Origin of the sequence: Nitrosomonas communis (assembly GCF_001007935.1) — a bacterium.
In the GTDB taxonomy this organism is placed as follows: Bacteria; Pseudomonadota; Gammaproteobacteria; order Burkholderiales; family Nitrosomonadaceae; genus Nitrosomonas; species Nitrosomonas communis.
Map to the genome: position 1 here is coordinate 1687565 of NZ_CP011451.1, position 25789 is coordinate 1713353.

Consider the following 25789-nt stretch of genomic DNA (forward strand, 5'->3'; position numbering starts at 1 on the left):
TAGCCCTGGTAGCTCAGTGGATAGAGCGACCCCCTCCTAAGGGGTAGGTCGGACGTTCGATTCGTCTCTAGGGCGCCAATAAAATCAAATAGTTACATATATGTTTATGTGCAGACTTTTCCCAAATTTTCTTATCTGTAACCGTTTTGTAACCGAGTTTTCTAAATATTAGATCGTAGCGCTCAACAAATAAAGCTATCTAATTAAACGTACTTGCAAATTTTTCCCATTTTTTTAATCGGACCCAGGAAATATTGGGCACGCTGATTTGCTTGTAATTTAATGTTTCGCCAGATATGGAAGCTAATTACAAAAGCGATGTCAGTAGAAATACTTTTAGGTTATAAACTAGGCATAGCTTAATGAGGTACTACAAAAAGCATGCTTTTTTCTGATTAGACCTACCCCAAGGGGGATTAACTCAGCAGGGTAACCCCATTCAATATATCTATTGCTCTCACTGGATGGCTGAAATTTTGAATGTCTCTACCTAAATCATTGATTCACTGAACTAGCAGAGTATCCTGATTAGGCGCCCGCATGTATGCTTTAGAGCAGCGGCGAGTATGGGTCCGGGAGTCTTGCCGCGCTTTACTCAGCTATGCACTTATTTCTTTCTTCTGGCTTTTGTATAACCCAAAGCATCACTTCTTACTTTACTTTGGAGATTTCATCCAAATAATTCTAATGAATTTGATTCTGCAGCTTCATCTTCAATTAATTTTAACGTTTTTTTGGCATGTTCATGATCGATATACCATTCATAAGGAAAATTCAAATTGAATAGCAAATTATTTATTATGCCGAAGTTATCCTTTTGATTGACCGGACTATTTGGATCATCATTAATTATTATAAACTCTTCCTGTGGAAGGTTAAGCTTAGAGATTTGAGATTCTCCCTGATATATATAATACTCATAATTTTCCATTTCCTTAGCAAAAGGAATTAAAGTTCTAAATTCCATGTCATTGAGAAGTATATAAGGTCTACGAATATACAATCCCAAAAAAATATTATCGTCAATAAATGCTAAACGAATAATTGTTGATGTTGTTTCATGAACTGAAGTAAGAAAATCGGAAGCTCTATTAACTGCTAAAAATTTACGTTCATGCACAGGATCATCACCGTCATGAAAAAATTTACTTTTGCAAATCACAAAAAATTTTCCCGCAGTAAGCTTCTTCCTTTCATTAATTAGCTCCTTAGGAATGTTAGTTAATTTTATGTAGGATTCATTAAATTCGGTTAGAAGGTTTGTGGCGAGATCTTTAACCACTGTTTTACGGAATTGGAGTGGATCTATATCTGCACAAAGCATTGTTAAATTTCGATGCTTTTCATTTGTATACATAGTTAAAAAATGCTGATGCTGTTTCTCTTTGCTGTCTCGACATATACAAACCGCAGCAAAATACTCTTGCATTGATCTATGCACCCATCTTATGTAATTTCCTTCTTCGGTCATTAATGGAACGCCATGTGTTAAATCATGAGCAATATGAGAGGACGGTACGCTTGAATTGGCCGTTAATATTTTTGCTTTATCAATATATTCAAGTAGTTCTGTTTTTAAATATTCTACCTTTTGTTTGCCATAGGTTATCAAGCTAAAATGCCTTATTAACTCATCAAATTGATCGATGTCGAGATTGCAAGATTTTTTACGCTGAAACCCCTCTTTTAAAAGATCTTGTTTTTCAAATAAAGCTTCAAATACTTGTCTATAAAAAATGTGTATACGATTAGGTATTATATTTGAGAATTTAAAAGATATATAAAGAAGAGAAGTTAACAAAGGGTTAGTAAGGAAATCAAAAACATTACGATTTTCTGTATTATTTAATTTTGAGATTAAAATGTTAGCATTAGTTTCTTTGTTATCTTGATCATAAAGTCTTAGCAATTTGTACGCTTCATCTTTATATAAAGGCTTTATAGCGAATCTTTGAAAATAAGGAAATGCGAATAAAGCGTCTTCATTACGTGAGGTCATAACATACCAATTATTTGGTGCTGTTGTTATGAATTTATTGATGCTACTTATTATGCCTGCTTGTTCATCTTTATCTATCTCATCAAAACCATCAAGCAAAAATAGAAAACGGCCAGTGCTGATTAAATCTCTAATAAAAATTTTTGGCACTTCATCATTTATTGTCTTGGTGCTTTCAACTATAAAGTCTAATATATTCTTCTTTCTTGATAGTTTCCTTAGTTCAATAAATATGGGAATAGCTTGTTTTTCTCTTATGCAAGAGAGAAGTATGCGTTTTAAAATTGTTGATTTTCCCATACCTCCATGATCGACTATTAAAATTTTTTTGTATTTCAATATTAAATCATAAGGAAATTTGTCAATTAAGTAAGATTCTCTATTATCATTTAACTCTGACTCGCTATTTTCCTGTTTTAATAAAGTTAATGGAAGATAGTAATTATCTACTAATTTTTGTTCATTCCTGAATACTAGGGAGTTGAAGTATAAGTGGCGATTATATGAATTATTAATGTATTGGCTTAAAGCTCCAATGCTAAATTCGTATTTAACATGCTCTTTAATTAATCTCCCATTTTTCTTTATTTTTTTAGCTAGCGGCTCTAATAACGTATTGACCAATTCAATTACTGGTTCAGGTATATCTATATCTTCGAGCTTTGGTATATTCATTATTGCTAATAAAGAAATTGATTTTAATATTTTTATAATATACCTAGCATATTTAAAACTCTATAATCTTTACTAGCATATTCGCCACTATCGTAAATCTCCTGACTTAATTCAGGCGTTGATCACGAAGAATTGAGGCTTTTATGTAAAACATCTGGCAAAATACTGTAATAAAAAGAGTAGGTTTAAAGGTGAGTACCCGTCGCGGATTCGATTGCTATAACTTAAAAATATTTATTTTCGCTTATACCTTATTTAAAAAAACTGATCATTCAAAATATTACTTTTACAGTATGAATTTATATATGCTTTATTAGTGGTTCCTGATAAATACTAATAAGTATGAGTGATTATTTAATATTCTTTAGCAATTTATAGTTGGTTGTAAAGATTAGTCGATCTTAGCTGCTTAATTCATTTAATAATACTATTTACAGCAGCGATGACTTATATCGTTAGTTCTGGACAGCAGCGTAAATATATCATTCAAGTATAACCCTAGGTACAAATTTGCCTTGATTTCTAGTGCTTAGATTTACTTATTATGTAGTTCAATCTGGTTTTTTAATAATCTGATTCCACTCTAGGCTTGCAACAAGCTGACGCCTCCAGAACTTTGTTGTAATTTCCCGAGATATAAAACCTCGCCACTATTCTGGAAAAAAAAGCATATTACTTATTTAAACTTTGCAAATTCGATTTTTACTTAACAGCAGGGTATATCTAATTTCGGATATCCCACCCCTGTGTAGACCAATTACGTCTACTTTGCCAGCCTAACTCATTAAACCACTCATAATTGAAAGCATGCTTTTTCCAGTTTAGGCCTAGCCCGAGGGGATGGAAGCAGAGGGTGGGAATGCTATTACAATATAATATTTATATTCATACGGAATAAAAATACGAAGTATCATAGTTACACTATTTCACTCTATAAATTATCCATAAGAAATTTTAAATGATAGTCAATCAGAAACTAAGGTGATCTAAGCCTTAACTGTTTTCCTTCTTCTACCCGACCGACCAGTTTTAATAATGGATAATGAATTGTTTTATTTTCTATAGTGTGATTTCTCAGCCTATAGATGAAAATTAATTAAAATGACATACACCAGCCTATCCCAACCGTATGATCAATAAAAAAACCCTTTCCGAACGCGATATCTGTACAAAATACATTACTCCAGCTATTGTCAGGGCCGGGTGGGATCTGCAAACCATTGGGGTCAGGCCTTACAGCTGACATCACTGCCTTAATATTTTAACTTTCAACAAGCTTAAATTTAATAGTGTGCACAGATTGGCAAGACCTTTACGTATTGAATTTGCCGGGGCGCTGTATCATGTAACAGCGCGCGGCAACGCACGGGAAGATATCTATCATGATGATATTGATCGTTAACAGTTTTTGCTATTGCTACAGAACACAGTCAATCGTTATGACTGGTATTGCCATGCTTATGGTTTAATGAACAATCACTACCATTTATTGATTGAAACCAATTCTCCCACCCTATCCAAGGGAAAAAAGTATTTCACGGCACTTACACGCAATATTTCAATTGGCAGCATCAGCGTGTTGGCCACGTATTTCAAGGTCGTTTCAAAGCCATCCTAGTGCAGAAAGATACCTATCTGCTGGAACTGGCGCGTTAAATTGCCTTGAATCCGGTGTGGGCACAGGTGGTGCGAAGCGCCAAAGCGTGGCGCTGGAGCAGTTATCGCGCAACGGCTGGATAGGAAGAAAACGCTGCCTGTTCAACCACTGAATGCATCTTCGCTGGATTTGACAGAATAGAGAGCATCGCACAGCAACACTATCTGGATTTTGTTAGAAAACCATTGGGGTCAGGCCTTGCAATTGACATCACTATCTTAATATTTTAATCTTCAACAGGCTTAAATTTAATAGTGCGCACAGATTGGCAAGACCTTTACGTATTGAATTTGCCGGGGTACTGTATCATGTAACAGCACGCAGCAACGCACGGGAAGATATCATCATGATGATATCTATCATAATGATATTGATCGTCAACAGTTTTTGCTGTTGCTACAGAACATGGTCAATCGTTATGACTGATATTGTCATGCTTATTGTCTCATGGACAATCACTACCATTTATTGATTGAAACCAATTCTCCCACCCTGTCCAAGGGAATGAAATATCTCAACGGCACTTACACGCCATATTTCAATCGGCAGCATCAGCGTGTTGGCCATGTGTTTCAAGGTCGTTTCAAAGCCATCCTGGTGCAGAAAGATGCTTATCTGCTTAAATTGGCGCGTTACATTGCCTTGAATCCGGTGCGGGCACAGATGGTGCGAAGCGCCAAAGCGCGGCGCTGGAGCAGTTATCGCGCAACAGCTGGATAGGAAGAAAACGCTGCCTGTCTAACGACTGAAGGGATCCTCGCTGGATTTGACAAAATAAAGAGTGTCGCGCAGCAACGCTATCAAGATTTTGTTAGGGCCGGCAAAGAGCAACCCTCCCCTTGGCAATGGTTGAAAAACCAGATTTATTTGGGTAATGATGACTTTGTCAATGATATGCAACGCAAGCTAAAATCTGAACAATCAGTCAAAGGTATACCTGGAAAGCAAAAACAAGCCCTCGTCAAACTATTAAGCTTCTTTGCTGATCTCTATAAGATACATGATGACGACATGGTTCAGTCGTATTTAAGCGGACACTATACGTTCGCTCAAGTAAGTGAGCATTTCGGTGTGAGCTATGCTACCGCGAGCCGGGCTGTGAAGCAGGCAGAAAAAAGAAAGTGGGAATGTCAAATGTAAGGCCTGACCCTAACGGCAGCTTCCTATGCTCGGGAGGATAATATTTCTGCATAGATACCTTAAAGATTAACGTAAAGTACGAAAAAAAAGCCTAAATATTCTTAATTGACTATTATTCTGAATTAACTTCAGAATAAGAAATCATTGATTAAAAAGTATAAATGTATCAGTTGGATTTCCTCGGTCAAATAACACGGGAGGGAGACTGTAAATACATACCATCAACAATTAGCTCGCGCCAATATAGTGATTCTTGAATCAGACAGCAAGTTGGGTATGGCAGAGCTGGGGGCTGGCGCGGTGATGTGGAAGATAATTGGAAATGCATTCGTAAACTCTTGGATGTAAACAATTATGATATATGAGAGTTTTCACTCCATTGATTTCGCAGTAATACATTTCTAATTGTTAACCGAAGGGTTTTTAGTATCACATAGACCGTACATGGATAGTATATTTGCGCTTACGTTGCCAACCTAACTCATTAAAACTATACATAATTGAAAGCAAGCTTTTTTCAGTTTAGACATACCCCGACAGAGTGGAAACGAAGGGTGGAGAGATTATTACAATAGAATATTTATATTAACATGGTATAAAAATACGAATTATCATTGTTACATTATTTCACTGTATAAATTATCCATAAAAAATTTTATTTGATAGTCAATCAGAAATAAGGTGACCTAAGCCTTATCTGTTTTCCTTCTTCTAACTCACCGTATAGATGAAATTTATTTATAGTGATTAAAGATGGGTTAATTACGGTATATCTCTAGAGAAACATTAATTATCAATTGGTTTAGTGATTTTTCTGTCATGTATAAATCAAGAATTTTACTGGGATAATTTGTGGATAATATTGAAGGATTAATATTAGTTCAAGTTATCCAAAAACAATTCAGATTTTACGCACAAGATATCAGTATCAATCTCGAAGGATGTGTCTAGCTGCAATTAAAGGTTTATAGACGTGCGAGATTGCTAGCTGCCGAGGAAAATCGTATTACGACTTTGACGATGATGCATTAACAGCCGCCTATTCCAAGAAAAACTCTGCCCCTGCCCTGATGTACCATTGATTCTTATTGCCTTGTCCGTTCACTTACTTAGACCCCGATTAACCCAGTAATTATGACAAAACAAACTTACGACGAATCCTCAATTAGAGTCCTGCGCAAACTGGAACCTATCCAGCTGCGACCGGGCATGTACACTCGAACTACAGACCCAACACACATGGTGGTAGAGGCCATCGACAATGCTGTTGATGAGGCAATGGCTGGGCATGCGAGGAGTATCGAAGTAACCCTTTACCGGGACAGATCTGTTGCTGTTGCAGATGACGGGCGCGGCATTCCAGTCGGTCTGCATCCGGAAGAAAAAGTCCCGACTATACAAGTCGTGTTCCAGGTTATTCATTCCGGCGGTAAGTTTGCCAAAGGCGATGCAGACAGCAGTTATAAATTCACCGGCGGTTTGCACGGTGTTGGCGTTTCAGTAACTAATGCGCTCTCCTCTCGTCTGGAAGTTGAAGTCAAACGTGAAAGGAAGCAGTACCGCATCGTCTTTGCCGAGGGTGAAGTCATCGAACCGTTAACCGTGATCGGCAATTGTAGTGCACGTAACACCGGCACCATACTCCGCATCTGGCCCAATGCAAAGTATTTCGATTCCCCCTTACTCCATCGGGGGGAGCTGGAGCACCTCTTACCTGCCAAGGCAATGCTTCTACCAGGCGTTAAAGTGCTACTCAACATTGAAACGGCCACCGGTTTCGATGTTAAAGAATGGCATTTTAGTGGAGGAATTGCGCAGTACCTTGATCAGATGGTTGCCGAGGATGAACCGATTGCGATTGCCTTTTGCGGTGAAAAGTATCTGGCTGCCAATGAAACCTTTTCTGATGGTGAGGGAGTGCAATGGGCGCTGGCATGGGTTGCAGGCTCAGGTGGAGGAGAATCCTATGTCAACCTGATCCCGACGATGGGAGGCGGGACGCATGAGGCAGGCTTGCGCGATGTGGTATTCAATAGCGTGCGCACTTTCGCAGAACAGCATGGGCTGATGCAGCGCAACGTAAAGCTGGCGGCCGATGATGTATGGGCAAAGCTGCGCTTCGTCCTAGCAGTGCGGATGGTTGACCCGAGTTTCTCTGGTCAGACCAAGGAAAAGCTGTCCTCGCGCGAGGCAGTCAAATTGGTAGGAGTAGCCATGAAGGACGCGCTGGATATATGGCTCAACGAACATGTGGCAGAAGCGTCGAAGATTGCCGAGCAGGCTATCAAGAACGCCATCGACCGCGGCAAGACCACCAAAACAGTCGAGCGCAGAAAAGGTTCCGGCGTAGCGGTCATGCCAGGCAAACTGACCGATTCCGAACTGACCGGCCCCAACGCCGAACTGTTCCTAGTGGAAGGGGATTCCGCTGGTGGCTCAGCCAAGGCAGGGCGCGACAAAGAGACCCAGGCTATCCTGCCGTTGCGCGGCAAAGGTATGAATAGCTGGGAAGTAGACCAATCGCAGATACTTGCTAACCAGGAAATCCACAATATTGCTATGTCGTTGGCTATTGATCCACACAAGCTTGATAGCGATATGGATATGAGCACCTTGCGCTATGGCAAGATTATTATCTTGTCCGACGCCGATGATGACGGCAGCCATATTCAAGCGTTGCTGCTTACCTTGTTCTTCCGGCATTTCCCTAAGCTCATTCAGCAGGGACATGTTTATATCGCCAAACCACCGTTGTTCCGGGTGGATGTGCCGGCACAGGGCAAAAGCAAACCGCCACGCAAGCTGTACGCCTTAGACCAGGTTGAGCTGGACATACTCGAAGCACGCCTGCGCCAGGAAGGGATTAAAGAAGGCAGCTGGACCATTTCCCGATTCAAGGGCTTGGGGGAAATGGATGCTGTTCAGCTTTGGGAAACCACATTATGCTCCGATACACGTCGCTTGGTGAGGATGAGCATAGGTGATGTGGCAGAGGCTGTTGAGACCTTCGATACCCTGATGGGTAGGTCACATGCCAGCGATCGTAAGGAGTTGATTACTATTCATGGTGATAAAGTGGAAGCGGATATTTAACAGAAATGAAGAACCTGGATTTATTTGATGCTCTGGACGCCCCCTTGTCATCACAAGTGATACCGCAGGAATCGGAGTTGCCGCCCCCTCTACCGCCTGCGTCTTCTCAAGGTGGCAATGATAGCGACGATGGTAGCTTCGACCTTGCCGAATACACACATCAGGTTTATCTGCGCTACGCCATCAGCGTAGTCAAGGGACGGGCGCTGCCCTCTGTGTCAGATGGCGAAAAGCCGGTACAGCGCCGCATTCTCTACGCTATGCACCGCTTGGGCCTGATCCAAGGGTCAAAGCCGGTTAAATCAGCTCGAGTGGTCGGGGATGTGATTGGCAAATACCATCCCCATGGTGATTCTGCTTCCTATGAGGCGATGGTGCGTATGGCACAGGACTTTGTATTGCGCTATCCCTTGGTCGATGGCCAGGGTAATTTCGGTTCACGTGACGGCGACTCCCCCGCAGCCATGCGGTATACCGAAGTCAGGCTCACTAGATATGCGGAACTATTACTGTCCGAAGTGGACGCAGGAACAGTGGAGTTCCGTCCCAATTACGACGGATCGGAGCAGGAGCCAGTGGACCTGCCAGCACGTCTCCCATTCCTGTTGTTGAATGGCGCATCCGGCATCGCGGTCGGCATGGCCACGGAATGCCTGCCGCACAATATGCGTGAGGTGGGCAATGCTGTCATTGCGCTGATGCGTGACCCATCGATGAATATCGATGAAATATTGCAACACATCCATGGACCGGATTTTCCAGGCGGCGGCCAACTGGTTTCTAGTAGCAGAGAGATACGGGAAGCCTACGTGACGGGCCGGGGTATCTTCCGTGTGCGGGCACGCTGGACCATAGAGCAGCAAGCGCGCGGACAGTGGCGTATGGTAGTGCATGAATTGCCACCGGGGGTCTCAGTCAAGAAAGTATTGGAAGAGATCGGCGAATATGCCGATCCACAGGTCAAACCAGGTAAAAAAGATTTGTCGATAGAGCAGAAGCAGATGAAGCAAGTGTTCCTCGAAGCACTGGAAACCGTGCGCGACGAATCCGGCAAAGATGCTTCGGTGCGCATCGTTCTGGAGCCGCGTTCTTCGCGTATGCCGCAGGAGCAGTTCATCGCCCTGCTGCTCGCGCATACCAGCCTGGAATCCACCGTACCAGCCAATATGGTCGCCATCGGACTGGATGGCAAGCCGAATCAGAAGAACATCCAGGAATTACTTGCCGAATGGGTGCAGTTTCGCATCACTACTGTTACGCGTCGCAGTCATACGAGGCTTGATCAGGTGCAAAAGCGCCTGCACATCCTTGAAGGCCGCAGGGCGGTATTGCTGAATATTGAGGAAGTCATCAGAGTCATTCGCAAAGCGGATGATCCCAAGGCCAACCTGATGACGCAGTTCGGGATTTCCGCCATTCAAGCAGATGATATTCTGGAAATTCGATTGCGTCAGTTGGCTCGCCTGGAGGCTATCCGCATCGAAAATGAAATGAATGAGCTGAAAACAGAAGAAGAAGGCTTGAGGATCGTTCTGGATAATGAAACTGCCATGCACAATCTAATCATCAGTGAGATCAAGGCTGACGTGAAGAAATTTGGCGACGATCGTCGCACAATGATTCAGGCTGCAGAGCGTGTGGCTGCCAAGCCGGTGTCTGTGACGGATGAGCCCTGCACTGTCATTTTGTCGAAAAACGGTTGGGTCCGTCAGCGTACAGGCCATGAAGTGGACATGAATACGCTCTCGTTTAAGGATGGCGACCAGTTATTAGCGATAGGACAAACGCGCACGACGTACCCGGTTGTCATGCTGGACAGCGTGGGGCGTGCCTACAGTCTGTCCACGACGGACATTCCTGGAGGGCGTAGCGACGGTGTACCGTTGGCTTCATTGCTGGATATGCCCCCCAAGGTGAAACCAGCAACGATGTGCGCCGCATCGCCTGAGACGAAATATTTGTTTAGCTCATCAAGTGGTTATGGCTTTATTGCTATGCTCAAAGCCCTGGTATCCCGCCAGAAAGCTGGCAAGGCCTTCATGACGCTGAGCAAAGAGGATAGCGTGCTGCAACCGGCAGAGATCGCTAGTGGTGATCTGATCGTGGCACTTGGCAGCAATGGCAAGCTGCTGTTATTCCCGATCAGTGAAATGAAGGAGTTGTCGGGCGGCAAGGGCGTTATTATTCTCGGGCTGAATGAAGGTGAGACACTGATTGCCACGGCGGTACTCCCAGAAGGTTCATCACTCCTGATCAGGGGAACGGGCCGGGGTGGCAAACCGTCGCAATCGGTACTGAAATGGGAAGAACTACAACCGTTCGTGTCATACCGGGCACGCAAGGGCATGCTCGCGCCAGTCAAATTCAAGTCGGAGAAGATTGAAGTATTCAGAGCCAAATCTGAGAACTGATTAGGTGGATGAGCCGCTCTAAATTTTCAAGGACCCCTCAATTAAGGAGAATGGCACCAGTGAAATCTATTAAGGATTGCTTACGGCACGGCTTATAATCAATTCATCAGGATTTTAGTTAAGGTGGCAGCACTATTTCAGGTACTATCTGACTTCGCCCATTCAAGAGAAGCTGTCTCGTAATGCCAATAGAAGTCAGAGAAAAATCCAGGTACGCCGTCGTGGCAGCCGTTCAACTGCCGAGCGTGAGCGACATCGAATTCGAGGCATCACTGAGCGAGCTACGCGAGCTTGCAAAAACACTGGGATATGAAATCATCAACACGTTCGTGCAGAAGCGCGCTAGTTTCGACACGACGGCTTACCTTGGCTTCGGCAAGCGGCAGGAAATACGCCGCTTTGTCAACAGCGAAACCGAATCCGCCGAGTTCGAGGAAATAGCCGCCAACCCTAAGAGCCGGGACATCGATGCTATTCTAGTCGACCACGAGATCTCACCCTCACAGGCGCGTAATCTTGAAAAGGAGGTCGGCTGCGAGGTGATGGACCGCACTATGGTCATTCTCGAAATTTTTCACCGCAACGCCCGCTCTCGCGCTGCGCGCGCCCAAGTGGAAATCGCGCGCCTCGGCTACATGGCGCCGCGCCTGCGCGAGGCTGCGAAGCTTGCAGGTCCGCAAGGGCGGCAGCGCAGCGGCGTCGGCGGACGAGGGGGCGGCGAGTCGCACACTGAGTTGGACCGACGCAAGATCCGTGACCGTATCGCCGAACTTCAACAGGAAATTATCGCGATGGATGCCGAGCGCAAGACACAGCGCGCACGACGGCAAACGCGCCAGAAACTTGCTAGCGTGGCACTCGTCGGTTATACGAATGCCGGCAAATCCACCTTGATGCGGGGGCTTACGGGCAGCGAGGTGCTGGTCGCGAATAAACTCTTTGCTACGCTTGATACCACGGTACGAGCCCTCTACCCGGAGAGCATGCCGCGCGTGCTCGTCAGCGATACCGTCGGTTTTATCAAAAATCTGCCGCACGGGCTCGTCGCCTCGTTCAAGTCAACACTAGACGAAGCGCTTGATGCATCCTTGCTGCTCCACGTCATTGATGCTAGCGATCCAGGGTTTGAGCGCCAGCTCGAGGTCACCGATCAAGTACTTGAGGAGATAGGTGCGGATGTCGTGCCACGTATGCGGGTTTTTAACAAGATCGACCACGTTGGCGATGCAACGGCGCAGGCTAAATGTGAAGCGGTCTTACGGACACAGTATCCGGATTGCGTCGTGATGAGTGCACGCCGACCTGATGAGGTCGCGAAGCTACGCCAGAAGATCGTCGCGTTTTTTCAGCAGGATCTGGTTGAGGCCGAGCTTTTCCTTCCTTGGTCGGCGCAGCAACTGCGCGGGGAAATCTACGCGAGCTGTCAGGTGCTGGAGGAGCGCTCAAACTATGAGGGTGTCTTCTTTCGCGTCCGCGGCGAGCCCGACTCTGTCAAAAACCTGTGCGAACAGTTCAGCCAGGCGTGATGAATTCAGAGCTTTTGGTCTCTTCATGCTAGTTAGCCGATGGTGATCTTCTGCGGTGCACCACACAGTTCGATGGCCTTGTGAAAGAAACGGGTAGCCGCTTTGTCGAAGGCTCAATACAGATATTTCCACTGGCCCTTGATGCTGATGAACGTCTCGTCCATATGCCAGCTCGCGCTCATTGGATGCTTGTGGTGCAGGATGGCATCGCAGTCACACCTTTAAGCTCCCACATAATCTACACTTACTCATGCTGCTGCCCTAGTCACCGGAACTAAATCCCGTTGAGAATCTTTGGGATGAGCTATGGGAAAAATCACTCTATAATCGTGTATTCAAAAGCTTAAACACACTTGAAAACCACCTAAATAAAAAGTAATCCTTCTGCTATATTCCAACTGCATGAATGCATGCTCGTGCGTATTTGACACCTTATTTACTTTGCAGTAAATTCATCACTAACGGAAAAGAGCAATTGTTTTTCCTATATCAGCCAGCAGAGCAGTACGCTGCAGCACATTACACATCTCTTCTCTGCGGGAGAAGGCCACTAGCATTGTGGAGGATGGAAATGAAAAGGTTCTGGTTATCTACATTTCTTCTGTTGGTGCTATGCGTGTGGTTTCTCCCCCCAACAGCGGCAGAGAGTCAGCACATCACTTCAATCATCGTCGAGATTACTACGGGCGATATTCGTTTTGCAGGTACTGATGACAAGATAGTCTTCCAGATTGGTGGCAAGACTTTCACACTCGATAATCCCGACCACGATGATTTCGAACGCGGCAATGTTGACCGGTTCCAACTCTTGGTCGAAGACGACATTTTTAGCATGGACATGATCCGCGGCGTTGGGACGATATCTCTCACCAAAATGGAGGATAGTTTCCTCGGTGGTGGCTGGCGTTTAGGCGGAATTACGATCTGGGTTGAATCGGACTCAACAACGCCCATCTATCAGAACGCCCATGTAGACCGCTGGCTCGACGGCGATGATCTCTCTGATCGGCAATGGATCACAACGCTCGGTGAAGAAGGCTGGAATTTGCCTGAGGAGCCGCCTTTCCCGCCATGCGGCGGGCCGATTATCACCCTCACCAAACCTAGCCTGGCTCCACTTGATGGTGAGAGTACGCTAGATTCCGACTGCGACGGTATCCCCGACAGTGAGGACGGCTCATTCGATACACCACCGGATTCGGATGGCGATGGTCTGCCTGATCTCTATGAAACCCAGACCGGTAGCTTGCCGACTAATCCTGATAGCGATGGGGATGGTTGGAACGACGGCACCAACCGTCGCAGCTTCCTCCTTCTTACTCGCATCCAGTGCCGCGACGAGGACGAGGATATCGGCCATGATGAGCTCTATCTCGTGGCCGAGGATGTACGGTTCCCTGAGCAGGATGATCTTCGCGGTTATTGGGAAATGAATGACGACACGGAGGTATCGCCCTTTGTGATCATTGATTCACGGGCAACCGCACCGGAAACACCACCTGTTTTCAAAACCCGGCTGCGATTGCGCGAAGCGGATTTCGAGTTCTTCGAAAGTCCCACAGACGATACGCTGCAAACAGCAGTACTCGACTGGAATGATAGCGGCGAGACCACAATCACGTTCAATCAGGGTGACTTCGAGTATCTCCTTACTTTCCGCTGGTTCACGGTTAATTTCCACGATCCGAACACGCTGCTTGGCACGGCTGACCTCGAGCAGGACGGACTCACCGAGGCGCTCGAAGCCCGTATCAGCCGACAGGATCCGAGCCTGCGGCCAGCGGACAAGGATCGAATCGAAGGCTATGACGGTCTCGCAGATCCGGGAAGCCGCCAGCTCTTCATAGAAGTTGATGCAGCAGGTGCAGATTATCATATCCCAGAGGATGCCAAGCAGCTGGTTGCTAGCCGTTTCCATTACCGTGACATTGCTCCGCGGATCGACGATGGTTATCTGGGTGGTGGCGAAGACCTCGATTATGAGAACATCGTCTCCTTCAATAAGATGAAAACTGTCTATCAGCCAGCCCACTTCTGGAGCGAGCGGCGCTTCTTCTTTCGCTACGCGTTATTTGTTGATCAGATGGAGGAGGAAATTCTAGGTATCGGAGCCAACGGACGATCCGATCGGACTGTGCCCGGCGTTTCTCGCTCGCGGGAGCCGGACCTCATCATATCTCGTACTTCGATGCTGGGTCATTTCAGCCCGATCGTATTCATTCATGAGCTCGGCCATACGCTGGGGCTTTGCCACCCGATTGGTACGAGCGAGCCACCTATTCCTTCACCCACGTGTCCGACTCCCAGTGACTGGATAGCCGATAGCGAGCATTGCGTGCATTATTGCGGAGTCGGCGAGGACGATATTACTGCGATGGGCGATGATATCGATTTACTTAATACCGGCATCATATCGGGCGCTGCGACGGGAATCGGCGCGGGCGTCCTGATCGGTGCTGGAATTGGGGCTCTATTTGGAGGAGGGGGAGCTTTTGTGGGGGCTATCGTTGGAGGTATTGTCGGCGGAATTGTAGGAGGGGTGCTTGGCAGCATCGTAGGGTCTGACGCTTACGCCCGCGTTGTTGATTACCACCCCAATGAGTGGGCTGCTTTGTTGTTCTCGGTCTTTCCTCAGCCTTAAGTGAGCTTCTGTGTTCTCGCCTTTTCGGATGAGGTCACAGGCTTTGAAGGATCGTGGATGAGCTCGTCGGATCCCTGCTGGAGCACCTTCACTTGACGACTAGTGGGATAGAGCTGTTAGTCGTCATAAGCGGAACTCGTGCCCGCTTCTACTGACATCATTTTATTAAAATGGTATCACATCACTTATACTGTCATGATGGGGGAAGTTATAAAACCGCTAGGTAGCATTGGATTCCTCTTGCTAAGGTTCAATTGGTGGCTGGCTACATTCTCCGACCTCCACCCCACTAGTTCCTACCTCCAACTCTTCCTTCAGATGGACCATATAAGGAAAGCGGTGATGTATTAGGCCTGCCTGTGCGATTCTCTCTTCGCAGTCTTTATTATATTACTAGAGGGCGCCTCTAAAAATTCAAGCTATAAAATGAGGCGCGTTAGGAGAAAGTAGTATTTTCTTGATTTGTCCAGGATAACACGTTGTTTCAAATGTATAATAATGAGATTATGCTCCCCGATATGAGTCCTCACCATGCAACTCGGTTTTTTTGACCTTGACAATCGATATGCTCAGCTAAGTAAGTTAAATGATCCGCTTGAAGAGCTGAATCGCATAATCGATTGGAATCTATTCGCTGATCTTCTTGCAGAGACAACGACGAAGCCCCGGAAAAGTGAAGCAGGCCGCAAACCCTTTGATCGGGTGATGCTATTCAAAATGCTGGTATTACAAAGAATGAATAATCTGTCAGATGATCGGCTGGAGTATCAAGTCCGGGACCGGTTGAGTTTCATGCGGTTTTTGGGACTTGGTCTGGCAGGGGTAGTGCCTGACGCAAAGACCATGTGGTCGTTCCGGGAAGAGTTGAAAGAGAACCATCTGATGGATCGTCTGTTTGCAAGATTCGATGAATGTTTACGAGAGTTGGAGGTAGAACTGAAGTCAGGTCAGATCATTGATGCGACCTTTGTGAGTGTGCCTAAACAACGCAATACACGTGAAGAAAACAAGATGATTAAAGAAGATGCCGTTCCGATTGAATGGGGACAGAATCCCCACAAACTGGCGCAAAAAGACATTGATGCGCGTTGGACGAAGAAGAACAGCGAATCGTTTTATGGTTACAAAGATCACGTCAATATGGATCGCGATACCAAGCTGATAACCACATGGGAAGTTACTTCAGCGCAAATTCATGACAGTCAGGTTTTGGAAGAAGTGCTGCAATCCCCTGAAGTGGGAGGCGCAGATATTTATGCGGACTCAGCATACCGCAGCAATGCACAGGAAGAAAGTCTGGTCACCTCAAAATACACGAGTCAGATTCATGAAAAAGGCGCTCGCAATCATCCCCTCACGCAAGCACAAAAATCCAGTAACAAAGAGAAATCACGGGTGCGTGCACGAGTAGAGCATGTGTTTGGTTCGATGACGAATGAACTGGGCGGAATCACGATTCGTACCATAGGTTATGGGAGAGCAAAAGTACAAATAGGCTTACTCAACCTCGTCTATAACATCAAGCGTGTAGCGACGCTGATTCGAAAAGGGTATTTCAGTTTCGATAGGGTTAGTGCGCCCGAAATGGCTTAAAGGGAGCAAAAACGAGAAGATAACAACCCGAATCACCTTGAATTTAGAAAAATTTAATTATTGGACAGAAAAACTTTGAGAATCAAGTGAAATTGCCCTCCTGGTTGAATTGATTTGCTTTTTTTAGGTATTTTTAGAGGTGCCCTAGAGTTTAGAGTTTCACCCTTAAAAGAAAAAATTACCCAAAGATAAAAGAGTAGCAAAAAAACTTGACAAAGCAACGAAAAAATCGTTATCGCCTTTCTAAATATAGCCTATCCTATATAAAATGATTTAAATTTCATAAGCGGCAAAGAGCTGCTCGATGGAACAACCTTCCTTTTTTCTGATGGCTTTGGCCTGATCCCATTTGGGTTCAATGTCATTTAAGTCAGGGGAATAAGGCGGCAGGTATTCAAGTGTATGCCCGGCATTGGCAATGGCGGTTTGGATATCCTGCCGTTTATGAAAGGTTGCGTTGTCCATGACAATCACGCAAGCGGGCAGAAGTTTAGGCAAAAGGTCCTGCGTTATCCACGCATAGAAAATGTCAGCGGTGATATTGGCGATGAACAGACTTATGGTCAGCAGCGTCTTTCCGATGAGAGCGCCAATCACATTGGTTCGACCTCGTGCATGCCAGTCTTTTACGCCATGGACGCGCTCACCCACTGGCGCATAGCCATGCGTGCGTGGCATGTCGTGCGCAAAGCCGCTTTCATCAAGGTAGACGATAACGCGGCCTGCTCGCTCATAGTCTTCAATTTTTTGCTGGAAGATACGCCGCTCTTTTTCGCTGGCTTTGGGGTGACACAGGCTTTTTTTTATAAGTCACGCCCAGACGCTTTAAAGCATGGTTAATGCCTTGCTTGCTGACTCCCAGACGCCTGGTACGCTCGAACGCGCTCGTACTGATATGCGTCCGGATAATTCTTGACGTCCTGCGCCAATATCTCCAGGTTAATCTTGGTGGCAGGCTTGTTGCGGGTGGTCTTGGGATCGGGAGTCTTGATCCAGCGCGTCACACTGGCGACACCTACGCAAAAACGCTGCGCCACTTGCGCGATTGAGAGGTTCTCCTTCTCCCGAACGGATAATACTTTACGGCGAAATGATATCGGATAGGTCATCTGTAAATTATAATCAATTTATAGGGGACATGCTATACTTCTGGAAGGTTGTTGCTGTTCGGGAAAGATGGGAAAATATACTCATCGCGGCCGCGGTGTGCAACTATCTGTTTCCCGCCATCAGCTATTGAAAAAATCGAGATGCGGGTATTCATATCGTCAACCGGGCGCGAGGTAGAGTCTAGCCCACCTCGGGGAAAATTCTGTACGATAAGATTGTGCCTCGACGCCTCAACTGACATCGTCTTTCAGCGGTCCAGCCCCCCGGGGCGCACCCACTGCTCGGCGATGGCCAGCAGTGCATCTATTCCAAGCGCCAGCAGCGCCGCGGGGATGGCGCCCGACAGGATCATCTGCGTGTCGCTGAGCGCGAGTCCCGCCACGATCGGGTCACCCAGCCCACCCGCGCCAATGAATGCCGCCAGCGTAGCTGTCCCCACCGCGATCACGGCGGAGGTCCGCACGCCAGCCATAATCGCTGGCGCAGCCAGCGGCAACCGCACGTGCCGCAGCACCTGTGAATCGCTCATACCCAACGCCCGAGCGGCCTCCACAGCTTCTGGGCTGGCGTCACGCACGCCTGTGTAGGTGTTTCGAACGATGGGATACAGCGAGTACAGGAAGAGTGCCACCAGCGCCGGCATCATCCCAATCCCTAGTAGCGGGATCATGAACGCCAGCAGTGCGATGCTGGGAATGGTCTGCAGTAGGCCGACGGCGCGCACCGTTCCCTCTGCTGCGCCGGCGTGCGCCCGCCCCAGAACGACGCCCAACGGTACTGCGACTGCCACCGCGGCCAGGAGGGAAAGCGTCACGAGCAGCAGGTGGCGGCCAGCCAGCTTCGACAGAGCAGCGCGGCGTTCCCAAAAATATGCCGTGAGCGATCCGCTGTGCACTGCTGGGACCGCATTCACCTCTCCCACCGCTCTGCCCAGTCCTAGTTGGTTCAGTGCGTCCGCCGCCACGAGCTCCACTGGTTCATCATCAACCTCCACACGGCGGTTGAACGCACGCATGGTACGCGCGTCCAGCCGTCCACTGAGCACCGTCAGCGCCGCGATGACATCCGGCCGGTCCTGCTGCAGCTGCGCACTGACCAGAGCGGCGGCTTGGTATGGCGGAAAGAAGCCTCGGTCATCCTCCAGCACTACCAGCCCATTGCGGTCGATCAGGCCGTCCGTGGAATAGCCGTCGATCAAGTCTACCGCGCCTTCCGCCAGCGCACGATACTTTACTGCCTGCATTAGCGGCCGGACGGAGACTGGACGCAGCCCGTATGCCGTGCGCAGTCCCTCCAGCCCGTCCTCGCGTCCGATAAAATCAGGCGTGAATCCCGCCCGCAGTCGCGGCGACGCGCGCGCCAAGTCCGAGAGTGTCCGTAGCTCGTACTCGTCCGCTGTCTGTTTGCGCATGGCGATGACGTAAGTATTCTCAAAGCCCAGCGGCGGTAGCCAGCGCACAGCCCAGCGCGCAGCGAACTCGCGCGACACCCTGCCGAATACGGCTCCAGCATCGGACTGGGGCGGCTCGCCTAGGATAGCCAGCATCGCGGTGCCTGTGTACTCGGGATAGACGTCGATAGCGCCAGTTCGCAGCGCGCCGAACGTGATCTCTGTCCCACCCAGCCCAGGCCGCCGGTCAACACGGATCCCCTCCGCTTCCAGCACCTGCGCGAACAGTTCTGCCAAGAGGTACGACTCTGCAAACGGTTTGGACGCGATCACCACCGGCCGCGAATCCACTACCTGTCCGTTCAGCGAATGGAAGGGGATGAGGATACCGAGCAATGCCGCAACGATAAGTATCTGCCGTATCATCTCATCCCCAGCCGCGAGCGCGTCACAAGCCCTGCCACGTACTCCGTCTCCGGCGCGCGGATGAGCGTTTCTGAGGATGCGGCCTGCTCAATACGTCCGCCTCGTAATACGGCAATGCGGTCAGCCAACAGTGCAGCCTCGTGTAGGTCGTGCGTAACAAGGATGGCTGTAATCTCCAGTTCGCGCCGCAGTTTGCCGAACGCATCCTGCAGATCCGCGCGGGTGATAGCATCCAGTGCGCCGAAGGGCTCGTCCAGCAGCACGATCTTTGGCCGCGCCGCCAGCGCCCGCGCGATGGCAACGCGCTGCCGCTGCCCCCCGGACAGTTCACGCGGCCAGCGCCCGCCGAACCGCGCCGCATCTAACCCAACCCACTCCAGCGCGACGGCACCCTTCGCTTCTGCGTTCGCATCGCCAAGCAGCCACGGCACCAGCGATGCATTGCGCAACACCGTCCAGTGCGGCAGCAGGCCGCCCTCCTGCTGCGCGTAGCCGATCCGCCGCCGCAGCCGCACCGCATCCAGCGAGGCCACGTTCTCACCCTGGACCATTACGCGCCCGCCGTCCGGTTCCGTCATACGGTTGAAGCACCGCAGCAGCGTCGACTTACCCGACCCGCTCTCTCCCACAAGCGCCACGCACTCACCCGCCACGACCGCAAGCGATACGCCATCCAGTGCAATGCCATCGCCGTAGCGTTTCACCACATCATCCGCTAAGAGCGCCGGACCTGGAACCATCAGAGGATTAGAAGTCATTCGATATTAGTGATGATGTGGAAGTACTGGACTTTGCTCGGGTGGCGCCAGCTGTATCAGTGACGGGGCCGAATTGCAACGATGTAGCCCGTACGGAATGCATCGAACTCCTCACGAGGTCCGCGCCAGCAGCCTCTTTTTTCGCTCTAGGAGAGATGGGATGTACTGACGGATCTGAATCAGCAACCTCTCGAGTCCGTTCTAGGAGCGATCGAAATTGCTGCTGGAAATTTGCGAAATACACATTCGCGGGCTCTTGTCCAAAGTAAAACAATAGCTTGGTATGGCGCTCAACTGACAATGAGGATAATTCATAGCTGATGACTATGACTAGTTTGGCAGCACAGAACAGAGACACAGGCTTGATGGCTTGTAACTGCTGCCTACTGTGCTGATTGAGTTGCCACTTATAATCTTGTCGTAGCATATAACTCATGCGATAAGGTATTTTTCTTTGCACTAACTGGATAAAGAACTCTTGCTCTTCTAAACTCTGAGCAAGCACTGCCACGTCTAAAGTAAGATGATCCGCATCTCCCGACATGAGATAAAATAAACTTCAGAAGATCCTCAGTTAATAACAAACTACTGTCTGCCTTTCCCAAGCCAATAAGACGCGCGATTGAAGTCCTTTAACTTTTCCCACAGATTTATGCTCATGATAGGTTTACCAAAATCTCTCATTTGGCATTTTAAAAACCAGTAAATGTTTGGGCATACCTTGTAATAAATGATGCACTGATTCCACTGGCTGGATCTGTCCTCTCTCATTCATTATATTCATGATCTTCAGCCATCGTTCTAACTCTGGAGGAACGCGCTTTAGCTCTTTGTAGTTTTAACGAGTTAGATTGAGCTAGAGGCTTGATACTAGGCTTAATCTGAATTAGATCAATATTTATACTTTTTGGATTAAAATTGAAATAAGTAAAAACCTTAATTTGATCTAAAGAAAGTGTTTAAAAAAACAAGAGCATGAAGCTTCGGAAAATGATTGGCTAGCGGACTTTTCATTATTTTATACATGAGTTTTTATCCGACGTGCATGGAAGAGGCCAGCGTAACGAACTATATTTGATCTCAAATAAGATTATTTGCCGCGCATAAGAGGTAAAGAGCAGCCCAATGGGGCAATCTTCTTTTTTGATGATGGCTTTGGCCTGAGCCCATTTTGGCTCAATATCATTCAAGTCTGGAGAATAAGACGGAGGATATTCAAGCGTATGCCCGGCATTGATAAAGGTGGCTTTGATATCCTGCCGTTAGTGGAAAGTCGCGTTGTCCATGACAACCACGCAAACAGGCCCACGGTCAGGAGCGTTTGTTTGATCAGAGCATCCCGAATTTGGAAGCACGGCAATCTCTAGGGATTCACCCCGCACACGCTATTCTTCCCGCCCGGTATCTACAGGTTCGGAATTGATATCTTGTTCTTCAACAGACGCGCCATAGATTCTGCATTTTTAATCGCATTACCGTCAAAATCATTGTTGAAATAAATCCAAACTGTCTTGGCGTTGACCTGCTGAATTCGCCTGGCCCATTCCTTCAATTCGTCATCGCTGTAGTCATGGCGATACCATGCCTTTTTGCCATGAAAGCGAATGTAAATGTCCTCCGCTGTCTTGATCAACTCGTCCGGCAGCCGAGGTGCACTGCACGAACAGAATATGAGATTGGCCTCTTTTAGGGCCGTATAGACCTTCTCATTCCACCAACTCACATGGCGGAATTCGACTACGTTCCTTTGCCCAGTTTGAAGCTGGCTCACAATCGCTTTAAGTCTTGCTGGGCTATAACGGTAACTTGGCGGTACCTGATACAGAAAGCATCCCATCCGGTCGCCAAGGATCGTAGCGATGTGCCCGAAATCCTTTACCAGTTCCTCCGTGCCTTTGAATTTTTTCGTATGAGTAATCAGCTCGCACGCCTTAACCGAATAAACGAACCTTCTCAGGCCAGCCTGTTTGATCCAGCTTCTCACTGTGGCTTCTGTTGGCCATGAGTAGAATGACGCATTGATTTCAACCGTCTTAAAAATCTTGGCGTAATGGGCAAACCAGTCCTTTGTTGCCAGACCTTCGGGGTAAAATACATTGCGCCAGTGCCAGTAAAACCATCCAGAACAGCCTATATGATAGATCATTCCCTCGAAAGCAGGCGGCCTTACTGGAGAATGAATGTTAGAAGCAAGCCTAAGTTTATGCATTTTAGATGCTCTAAGAACATTATTCTCCCGCTGCTTTTGGCGTTTAATTTCGCGTATCTCGCGCCGTTGCTCTCGGGTCAGAGTAGACTTTTCCATCAAAAATCTATGTTAAGAAAGATGTTGAGGTATACCAACGGAAGACTGCCGATTAATTTCCAGCTAGAGCGCCGACTATAACTGAAATCTAAGAAGATAAATACCTTTCACCAATAGTCTCCATTTTGACAGCAAACTTCAGATTTGGTTATTATCGTTTTTGTGGCTAAAACCTGTGACTTAGAATTAATCTACCGGATACAGGGTGTGGGATACTGTTCTGTCAGTGCCATGTGCCCTGTATCTCAGAAGCTTAAACTCTAATTCCGAAAGGAAATTAATATGATAAAAAAACACGTGGCTGGCAAGACCATCGTTATGGTCAGCGCTTCCAATAGATATGTAGAGATAATTGAATTAGCCGCCTTTAGAATCAATGTGCTAGAGGCAGTTTCAGCAGAAATTCCAACAGCAACTAAATTCGAGAAAGAATGAAAGCTGAAGACGAAACAAGAAAAGCATCATGAAACTTGTTCAGCTCCTACTTCCGCTAAACGATAATTTGGGAAAGAAATTTCCGAAAAAACTCTTCAGGGATATCAAGGAAGAGCTGACCAAGAAATTCAACGGTGTTACCGCATTTTCGCAATCGCCAGCGGAAGGAGTCTGGAAGGATAAGGGATATGTTCAGAAAGACCAAATTATTATTTATGAAGTGATGACCGCCGAGTTTGACTACAATTGGTGGCATGATTTTATCCACAAGCTTGAGGCAAAACTCAACCAAGAAAAGATTGTGCTTTGCTGGTTTGATGTTTCAATGCTTTAAGCAGCCATATCACTGCCTACGCGCTTCTTCTTGGTGAGATGTAATAACTCAGACAGAAGTCGCTATCTATATTTTCTAATATTGATTGAAACCAATTCTCCAACCCTGTCCAAAGGAATGAAGTATCTCAACGGCACTTACACGCAATATTTCAACCGGCAGCATCAGCGTGTTGGCCATGTGTTTCAAGGTCGTTTCAAAGGTATCCTGGTGCAGAAAGATGCCTATCTGCTGGAACTGCTGGCGCTTTACATTGCGCTTTGAATCCGGTGCGGGCACAGATGGTGCGAAGCGCCAAAGCGTGGCGCTGGAGTAGTTACCGCGCAACGGCTGAATATGAAGAAAATGATGCCTGTTTAACGACTGAAGGGATCCTTGCTGGATTTGACATCACAAAGCGCGTCGCGCAGCAATGCTTATCGGGCTTTTGTTAACGCCGGCAAAGAACAATCCTCCCCCCGGCAATTATTGAAGAACCATATTTATTGGGGTGATGATGACTTTGTCAATAATATGCAACGCAAGCTTAATTCTGAACAATCACTCAAAGATATCTCCAGAAAGCAAAAACAAGGCCCCGTCAAACCATTGAGCTATTTTGTTGATTGTTATAAAAATCATAATGAAGATATGGCTCAGGCGTAGTTAAGCGGACACTATAGGCTCACTCAAGTAGGTGAGTATTTTGGCATGAGCTATGCTACCGTGAGTCGGGCTGTGAAGCAGGCGGAAAAAAGAAAGCGGAAATGTCAAATGTAAGGTCTGACCCTAAAATATGCTATTTGTATAGACTCATAGCTCATTGAAAGCAATAGCTGTTCTTAATTTATGCCAAATAAATTCTAAGGTTATTAACTTTATTGCCGATATAGACTGATTATTTTCAGACAAAGGGGAATCTGGAGATAATTTTTATTGCTTTCAAAAATCTTAAATGTTTGTGTTACATATCGGAGAGTTTAATGAAAAAAAATATACTTCCAATCTTATGTGGAATATCACTAGTAGCCTTAGGTATACAATCACAATCAACGTTTGCAGAAAGTGTAGCAGTGGTAAATAATTCTGTATTTATTGTTGATAATTCTGTAGCAGGCGCTCAAATACTCGTAAAAAATTTCACTGATGGCACTCCGAATTCTTGCCTTGCTAATGCAGGTTTAAATGTACTTGGACTAGAGCAAGGCACAATTGCAACAGATATCCTGGTTAATAACGGTACAGCAGTTGTTACTACTTTTAATAATCAAATTTCTGCAACCGATGTTAAGTTTGTAGATGTTTCAAGTTGCTTAAAAGACCAAATCTTAAATGTAGGCCAATGCATTGCCACATTTGAGAATGGCGTATTGTCTGTACCTTGTGTTGAATATCAGAATGAGATTTACTCAGCTGTTCTTGAACAACGTGGGAACTCTATGAACTGGGAATTAAAATCTTCACCATTTCTGAACGATAGAGCTAAAGGTCTTAAACACGAGGATTAATCCAGATAAGCTATTCAATTATTTTGTAGACTCTAATTGAATTCTATCTAAAAATAATGGATAGAAACTCTGAAAAGGTAGTCAGGATTCAGTGTAAAGTAGCATATCATTGATGTATCTACCTTTTTTGTGCCTTAAATAATACAGTAATAAAATTAGGCTCGATTAGATTTGCATATTTTAAACAAAGGTGAGGCAGTCAACATACTTCTCTCATGTTTGGTTGAGCATTATCTCATCCTGCAATTCTTAAAGCGATTGTTGAGGCACCTTACTGATAATTCTGAAGTGAATAAGGCTGAAATGCTCCGCTGGCTTTAGCTTACTGGGCGGACTCATCTCTATATTGGTATAAAAGATTTTTTTAAGCTAATTCAATTGATATTGAAATAGTTTAAAACACTATATTTTCTTAAAGAAAATTTCGGTGCCGAATGAAGAATAGGCTAAGTAGCTCTAACCCCCATCTACCCCTCCTAAGTAAGACTTATAGCAGAGGTAGTTATTCATGCATGCCAGCTTGTTTCAAGTTTAAAAAGCCGGAAAACAGATTTAACAGAGTAATGAGGAAATTGAAGCAGTAAAAATTAGGGCAAATTTTTATAGGCAGCAGGTAATTCTGAAAGCCGTTCTGGGAGGATGTTACAAAATAGTTTCTATTAAACTATTGGGCACCTCTAAAAATACCTAAAAAAAGCAAATCAATTCAACCAGGAGGGCAATTTCACTTGATTCTCAAAGTTTTTCTGTCCAATAATTAAATTTTTCTAAATTCAAGGTGATTCGGGTTGTTATCTTCTCGTTTTTGC

Annotated in this window: 23 protein-coding genes and 1 tRNA gene; 15 read left to right on the top strand and 9 right to left on the bottom strand. The window is 46.4% G+C overall.

Annotated features, from left to right (window positions below; genetic code table 11):
• The first annotated feature begins 2 nt into the window (after window positions 1-2).
• Window positions 3-78: transfer RNA gene (locus AAW31_RS07725), tRNA-Arg, on the top strand.
• A 592-nt stretch (window positions 79-670) separates the two neighbouring features.
• On the opposite strand, the gene AAW31_RS07730 is transcribed toward AAW31_RS07725, so the two are convergent.
• Window positions 671-2674 (bottom strand): NACHT domain-containing protein, encoded by a 2004-nt coding sequence (locus AAW31_RS07730; RefSeq protein ID WP_046849792.1) that lies wholly within the window; start codon window positions 2672-2674, stop codon window positions 671-673.
• Window positions 2675-4167: 1493 nt separating this feature from the next.
• On the opposite strand from AAW31_RS07730, the gene AAW31_RS21895 reads away from it, so the two are divergent.
• The 6 genes from AAW31_RS21895 to hflX all read left to right on the top strand — a co-directional run bounded on the left by AAW31_RS21895 (window position 4168) and on the right by hflX (window position 12501).
• The gene (locus AAW31_RS21895; protein WP_200899750.1) at window positions 4168-4443 is read left to right on the top strand and encodes a hypothetical protein; all 276 of its coding nucleotides are present in this window, start codon (window positions 4168-4170) and stop codon (window positions 4441-4443) included.
• Window positions 4444-4778: 335 nt separating this feature from the next.
• Window positions 4779-5051 carry a transposase gene (locus AAW31_RS22680; protein WP_235264530.1) on the top strand — a complete coding sequence of 91 codons (273 nt, stop codon included), beginning with the start codon at window positions 4779-4781 and terminating at the stop codon, window positions 5049-5051.
• 174 nt (window positions 5052-5225) lie between these two features.
• Complete coding sequence (locus AAW31_RS22685) at window positions 5226-5471, top strand: hypothetical protein (RefSeq protein WP_235264531.1); 246 nt, start codon at window positions 5226-5228, stop codon at window positions 5469-5471.
• A 1134-nt stretch (window positions 5472-6605) separates the two neighbouring features.
• Entirely contained in the window at window positions 6606-8564 is a 1959-nt protein-coding gene (locus tag AAW31_RS07740) for a DNA topoisomerase IV subunit B (RefSeq protein WP_046849793.1), read from the top strand.
• Window positions 8565-8569: 5 nt separating this feature from the next.
• Window positions 8570-10975, top strand: coding sequence for a DNA topoisomerase IV subunit A (gene parC / locus AAW31_RS07745; protein WP_052752142.1), 2406 nt, complete (start codon window positions 8570-8572; stop codon window positions 10973-10975).
• Window positions 10976-11157: 182 nt separating this feature from the next.
• A complete protein-coding gene (gene hflX / locus AAW31_RS07750; RefSeq protein WP_046849794.1) occupies window positions 11158-12501 on the top strand; it encodes a GTPase HflX in 1344 nt (447 codons plus the stop codon).
• Window positions 12502-12614: 113 nt separating this feature from the next.
• Here the strand turns inward: hflX and AAW31_RS23545 are convergent, their stop codons facing one another.
• Window positions 12615-12683 carry a DDE-type integrase/transposase/recombinase gene (locus AAW31_RS23545; RefSeq protein WP_144413048.1) on the bottom strand — a complete coding sequence of 23 codons (69 nt, stop codon included), beginning with the start codon at window positions 12681-12683 and terminating at the stop codon, window positions 12615-12617.
• Window positions 12684-13072: 389 nt separating this feature from the next.
• Here AAW31_RS23545 and AAW31_RS18880 point away from each other — a divergent pair, with 389 nt between their 5' ends.
• Both AAW31_RS18880 and AAW31_RS07760 read left to right on the top strand, forming a co-directional pair.
• Entirely contained in the window at window positions 13073-15142 is a 2070-nt protein-coding gene (locus tag AAW31_RS18880) for a PLAT/LH2 domain-containing protein (protein WP_052752143.1), read from the top strand.
• 531 nt (window positions 15143-15673) lie between these two features.
• The gene (locus AAW31_RS07760; RefSeq protein ID WP_046848937.1) at window positions 15674-16735 is read left to right on the top strand and encodes an IS5 family transposase; all 1062 of its coding nucleotides are present in this window, start codon (window positions 15674-15676) and stop codon (window positions 16733-16735) included.
• Between the two features lie 273 nt (window positions 16736-17008).
• On the opposite strand, the gene AAW31_RS07765 is transcribed toward AAW31_RS07760, so the two are convergent.
• Window positions 17009-17479: a transposase gene (locus AAW31_RS07765; protein ID WP_144412879.1), complete on the bottom strand. Its 471-nt coding sequence runs from the start codon at window positions 17477-17479 to the stop codon at window positions 17009-17011.
• Between AAW31_RS07765 and AAW31_RS22695 the strand changes: the two genes are divergently transcribed.
• Complete coding sequence (locus tag AAW31_RS22695) at window positions 17399-17575, top strand: hypothetical protein (RefSeq protein WP_235264532.1); 177 nt, start codon at window positions 17399-17401, stop codon at window positions 17573-17575. The two genes, AAW31_RS07765 and AAW31_RS22695, sit on opposite strands and share 81 nt — an antisense overlap.
• Here AAW31_RS22695 and AAW31_RS07770 read toward each other — a convergent pair.
• The 6 genes from AAW31_RS07770 to AAW31_RS07790 form a co-directional block, all read right to left on the bottom strand.
• Window positions 17572-17844, bottom strand: a complete 273-nt coding sequence (locus tag AAW31_RS07770; protein WP_200899752.1) for an IS630 transposase-related protein — start codon at window positions 17842-17844, stop codon at window positions 17572-17574. The two genes, AAW31_RS22695 and AAW31_RS07770, sit on opposite strands and share 4 nt — an antisense overlap.
• Window positions 17845-18092: 248 nt before the next feature.
• The gene (locus AAW31_RS07775) at window positions 18093-19661 is read right to left on the bottom strand and encodes a glycine betaine ABC transporter substrate-binding protein (RefSeq protein WP_046849796.1); all 1569 of its coding nucleotides are present in this window, start codon (window positions 19659-19661) and stop codon (window positions 18093-18095) included.
• On the bottom strand, window positions 19658-20365 hold the full coding sequence (locus AAW31_RS07780) for an ATP-binding cassette domain-containing protein (RefSeq protein ID WP_158441435.1): 708 nt from the start codon (window positions 20363-20365) through the stop codon (window positions 19658-19660). The genes AAW31_RS07775 and AAW31_RS07780 overlap by 4 nt, the downstream gene beginning before the upstream one ends.
• 43 nt (window positions 20366-20408) lie before the next feature.
• Complete coding sequence (locus tag AAW31_RS07785) at window positions 20409-20963, bottom strand: hypothetical protein (protein ID WP_046849797.1); 555 nt, start codon at window positions 20961-20963, stop codon at window positions 20409-20411.
• 469 nt (window positions 20964-21432) lie between these two features.
• Complete coding sequence (locus AAW31_RS23550) at window positions 21433-21672, bottom strand: hypothetical protein (RefSeq protein ID WP_407667750.1); 240 nt, start codon at window positions 21670-21672, stop codon at window positions 21433-21435.
• Between the two features lie 152 nt (window positions 21673-21824).
• Window positions 21825-22724, bottom strand: a complete 900-nt coding sequence (locus AAW31_RS07790) for a DUF72 domain-containing protein (protein ID WP_187426932.1) — start codon at window positions 22722-22724, stop codon at window positions 21825-21827.
• Window positions 22725-23006: 282 nt separating this feature from the next.
• On the opposite strand from AAW31_RS07790, the gene AAW31_RS21245 reads away from it, so the two are divergent.
• The 5 genes from AAW31_RS21245 (at window position 23007) to AAW31_RS07805 (ending at window position 24980) form a co-directional block, all read left to right on the top strand.
• On the top strand, window positions 23007-23159 hold the full coding sequence (locus AAW31_RS21245) for a hypothetical protein (RefSeq protein WP_158441437.1): 153 nt from the start codon (window positions 23007-23009) through the stop codon (window positions 23157-23159).
• Window positions 23160-23187: 28 nt separating this feature from the next.
• On the top strand, window positions 23188-23493 hold the full coding sequence (locus tag AAW31_RS07795; RefSeq protein ID WP_046849799.1) for a hypothetical protein: 306 nt from the start codon (window positions 23188-23190) through the stop codon (window positions 23491-23493).
• An 81-nt stretch (window positions 23494-23574) separates the two neighbouring features.
• Window positions 23575-23757, top strand: a complete 183-nt coding sequence (locus tag AAW31_RS20540; RefSeq protein WP_144412881.1) for a hypothetical protein — start codon at window positions 23575-23577, stop codon at window positions 23755-23757.
• Between the two features lie 120 nt (window positions 23758-23877).
• On the top strand, window positions 23878-24138 hold the full coding sequence (locus tag AAW31_RS18885) for a hypothetical protein (RefSeq protein ID WP_144412882.1): 261 nt from the start codon (window positions 23878-23880) through the stop codon (window positions 24136-24138).
• Window positions 24139-24455: 317 nt separating this feature from the next.
• Complete coding sequence (locus AAW31_RS07805; RefSeq protein ID WP_046849800.1) at window positions 24456-24980, top strand: hypothetical protein; 525 nt, start codon at window positions 24456-24458, stop codon at window positions 24978-24980.
• The last annotated feature ends 809 nt before the right edge of the window (window positions 24981-25789 follow it).

What these genes read in the sequence shown, in the direction of transcription:
- AAW31_RS07730 (WP_046849792.1), bottom strand. Translation starts at nt 2,674, where the DNA reads ATGAATATACCAAAGCTCGAAGATATAGATATACCTGAACCAGTAATT.
- AAW31_RS22680 (WP_235264530.1), top strand. Translation starts at nt 4,779, where the DNA reads ATGGACAATCACTACCATTTATTGATTGAAACCAATTCTCCCACCCTG.
- AAW31_RS22685 (WP_235264531.1), top strand. Translation starts at nt 5,226, where the DNA reads ATGCAACGCAAGCTAAAATCTGAACAATCAGTCAAAGGTATACCTGGA.
- AAW31_RS07740 (WP_046849793.1), top strand. Translation starts at nt 6,606, where the DNA reads ATGACAAAACAAACTTACGACGAATCCTCAATTAGAGTCCTGCGCAAA.
- parC (WP_052752142.1), top strand. Translation starts at nt 8,570, where the DNA reads ATGAAGAACCTGGATTTATTTGATGCTCTGGACGCCCCCTTGTCATCA.
- hflX (WP_046849794.1), top strand. Translation starts at nt 11,158, where the DNA reads ATGCCAATAGAAGTCAGAGAAAAATCCAGGTACGCCGTCGTGGCAGCC.
- AAW31_RS18880 (WP_052752143.1), top strand. Translation starts at nt 13,073, where the DNA reads ATGAAAAGGTTCTGGTTATCTACATTTCTTCTGTTGGTGCTATGCGTG.
- AAW31_RS07760 (WP_046848937.1), top strand. Translation starts at nt 15,674, where the DNA reads ATGCAACTCGGTTTTTTTGACCTTGACAATCGATATGCTCAGCTAAGT.
- AAW31_RS22695 (WP_235264532.1), top strand. Translation starts at nt 17,399, where the DNA reads ATGCGTGCGTGGCATGTCGTGCGCAAAGCCGCTTTCATCAAGGTAGAC.
- AAW31_RS07770 (WP_200899752.1), bottom strand. Translation starts at nt 17,844, where the DNA reads ATGACCTATCCGATATCATTTCGCCGTAAAGTATTATCCGTTCGGGAG.
- AAW31_RS07775 (WP_046849796.1), bottom strand. Translation starts at nt 19,661, where the DNA reads ATGATACGGCAGATACTTATCGTTGCGGCATTGCTCGGTATCCTCATC.
- AAW31_RS07785 (WP_046849797.1), bottom strand. Translation starts at nt 20,963, where the DNA reads ATGTCGGGAGATGCGGATCATCTTACTTTAGACGTGGCAGTGCTTGCT.
- AAW31_RS07790 (WP_187426932.1), bottom strand. Translation starts at nt 22,724, where the DNA reads ATGGAAAAGTCTACTCTGACCCGAGAGCAACGGCGCGAGATACGCGAA.
- AAW31_RS21245 (WP_158441437.1), top strand. Translation starts at nt 23,007, where the DNA reads ATGATAAAAAAACACGTGGCTGGCAAGACCATCGTTATGGTCAGCGCT.
- AAW31_RS07795 (WP_046849799.1), top strand. Translation starts at nt 23,188, where the DNA reads ATGAAACTTGTTCAGCTCCTACTTCCGCTAAACGATAATTTGGGAAAG.
- AAW31_RS07805 (WP_046849800.1), top strand. Translation starts at nt 24,456, where the DNA reads ATGAAAAAAAATATACTTCCAATCTTATGTGGAATATCACTAGTAGCC.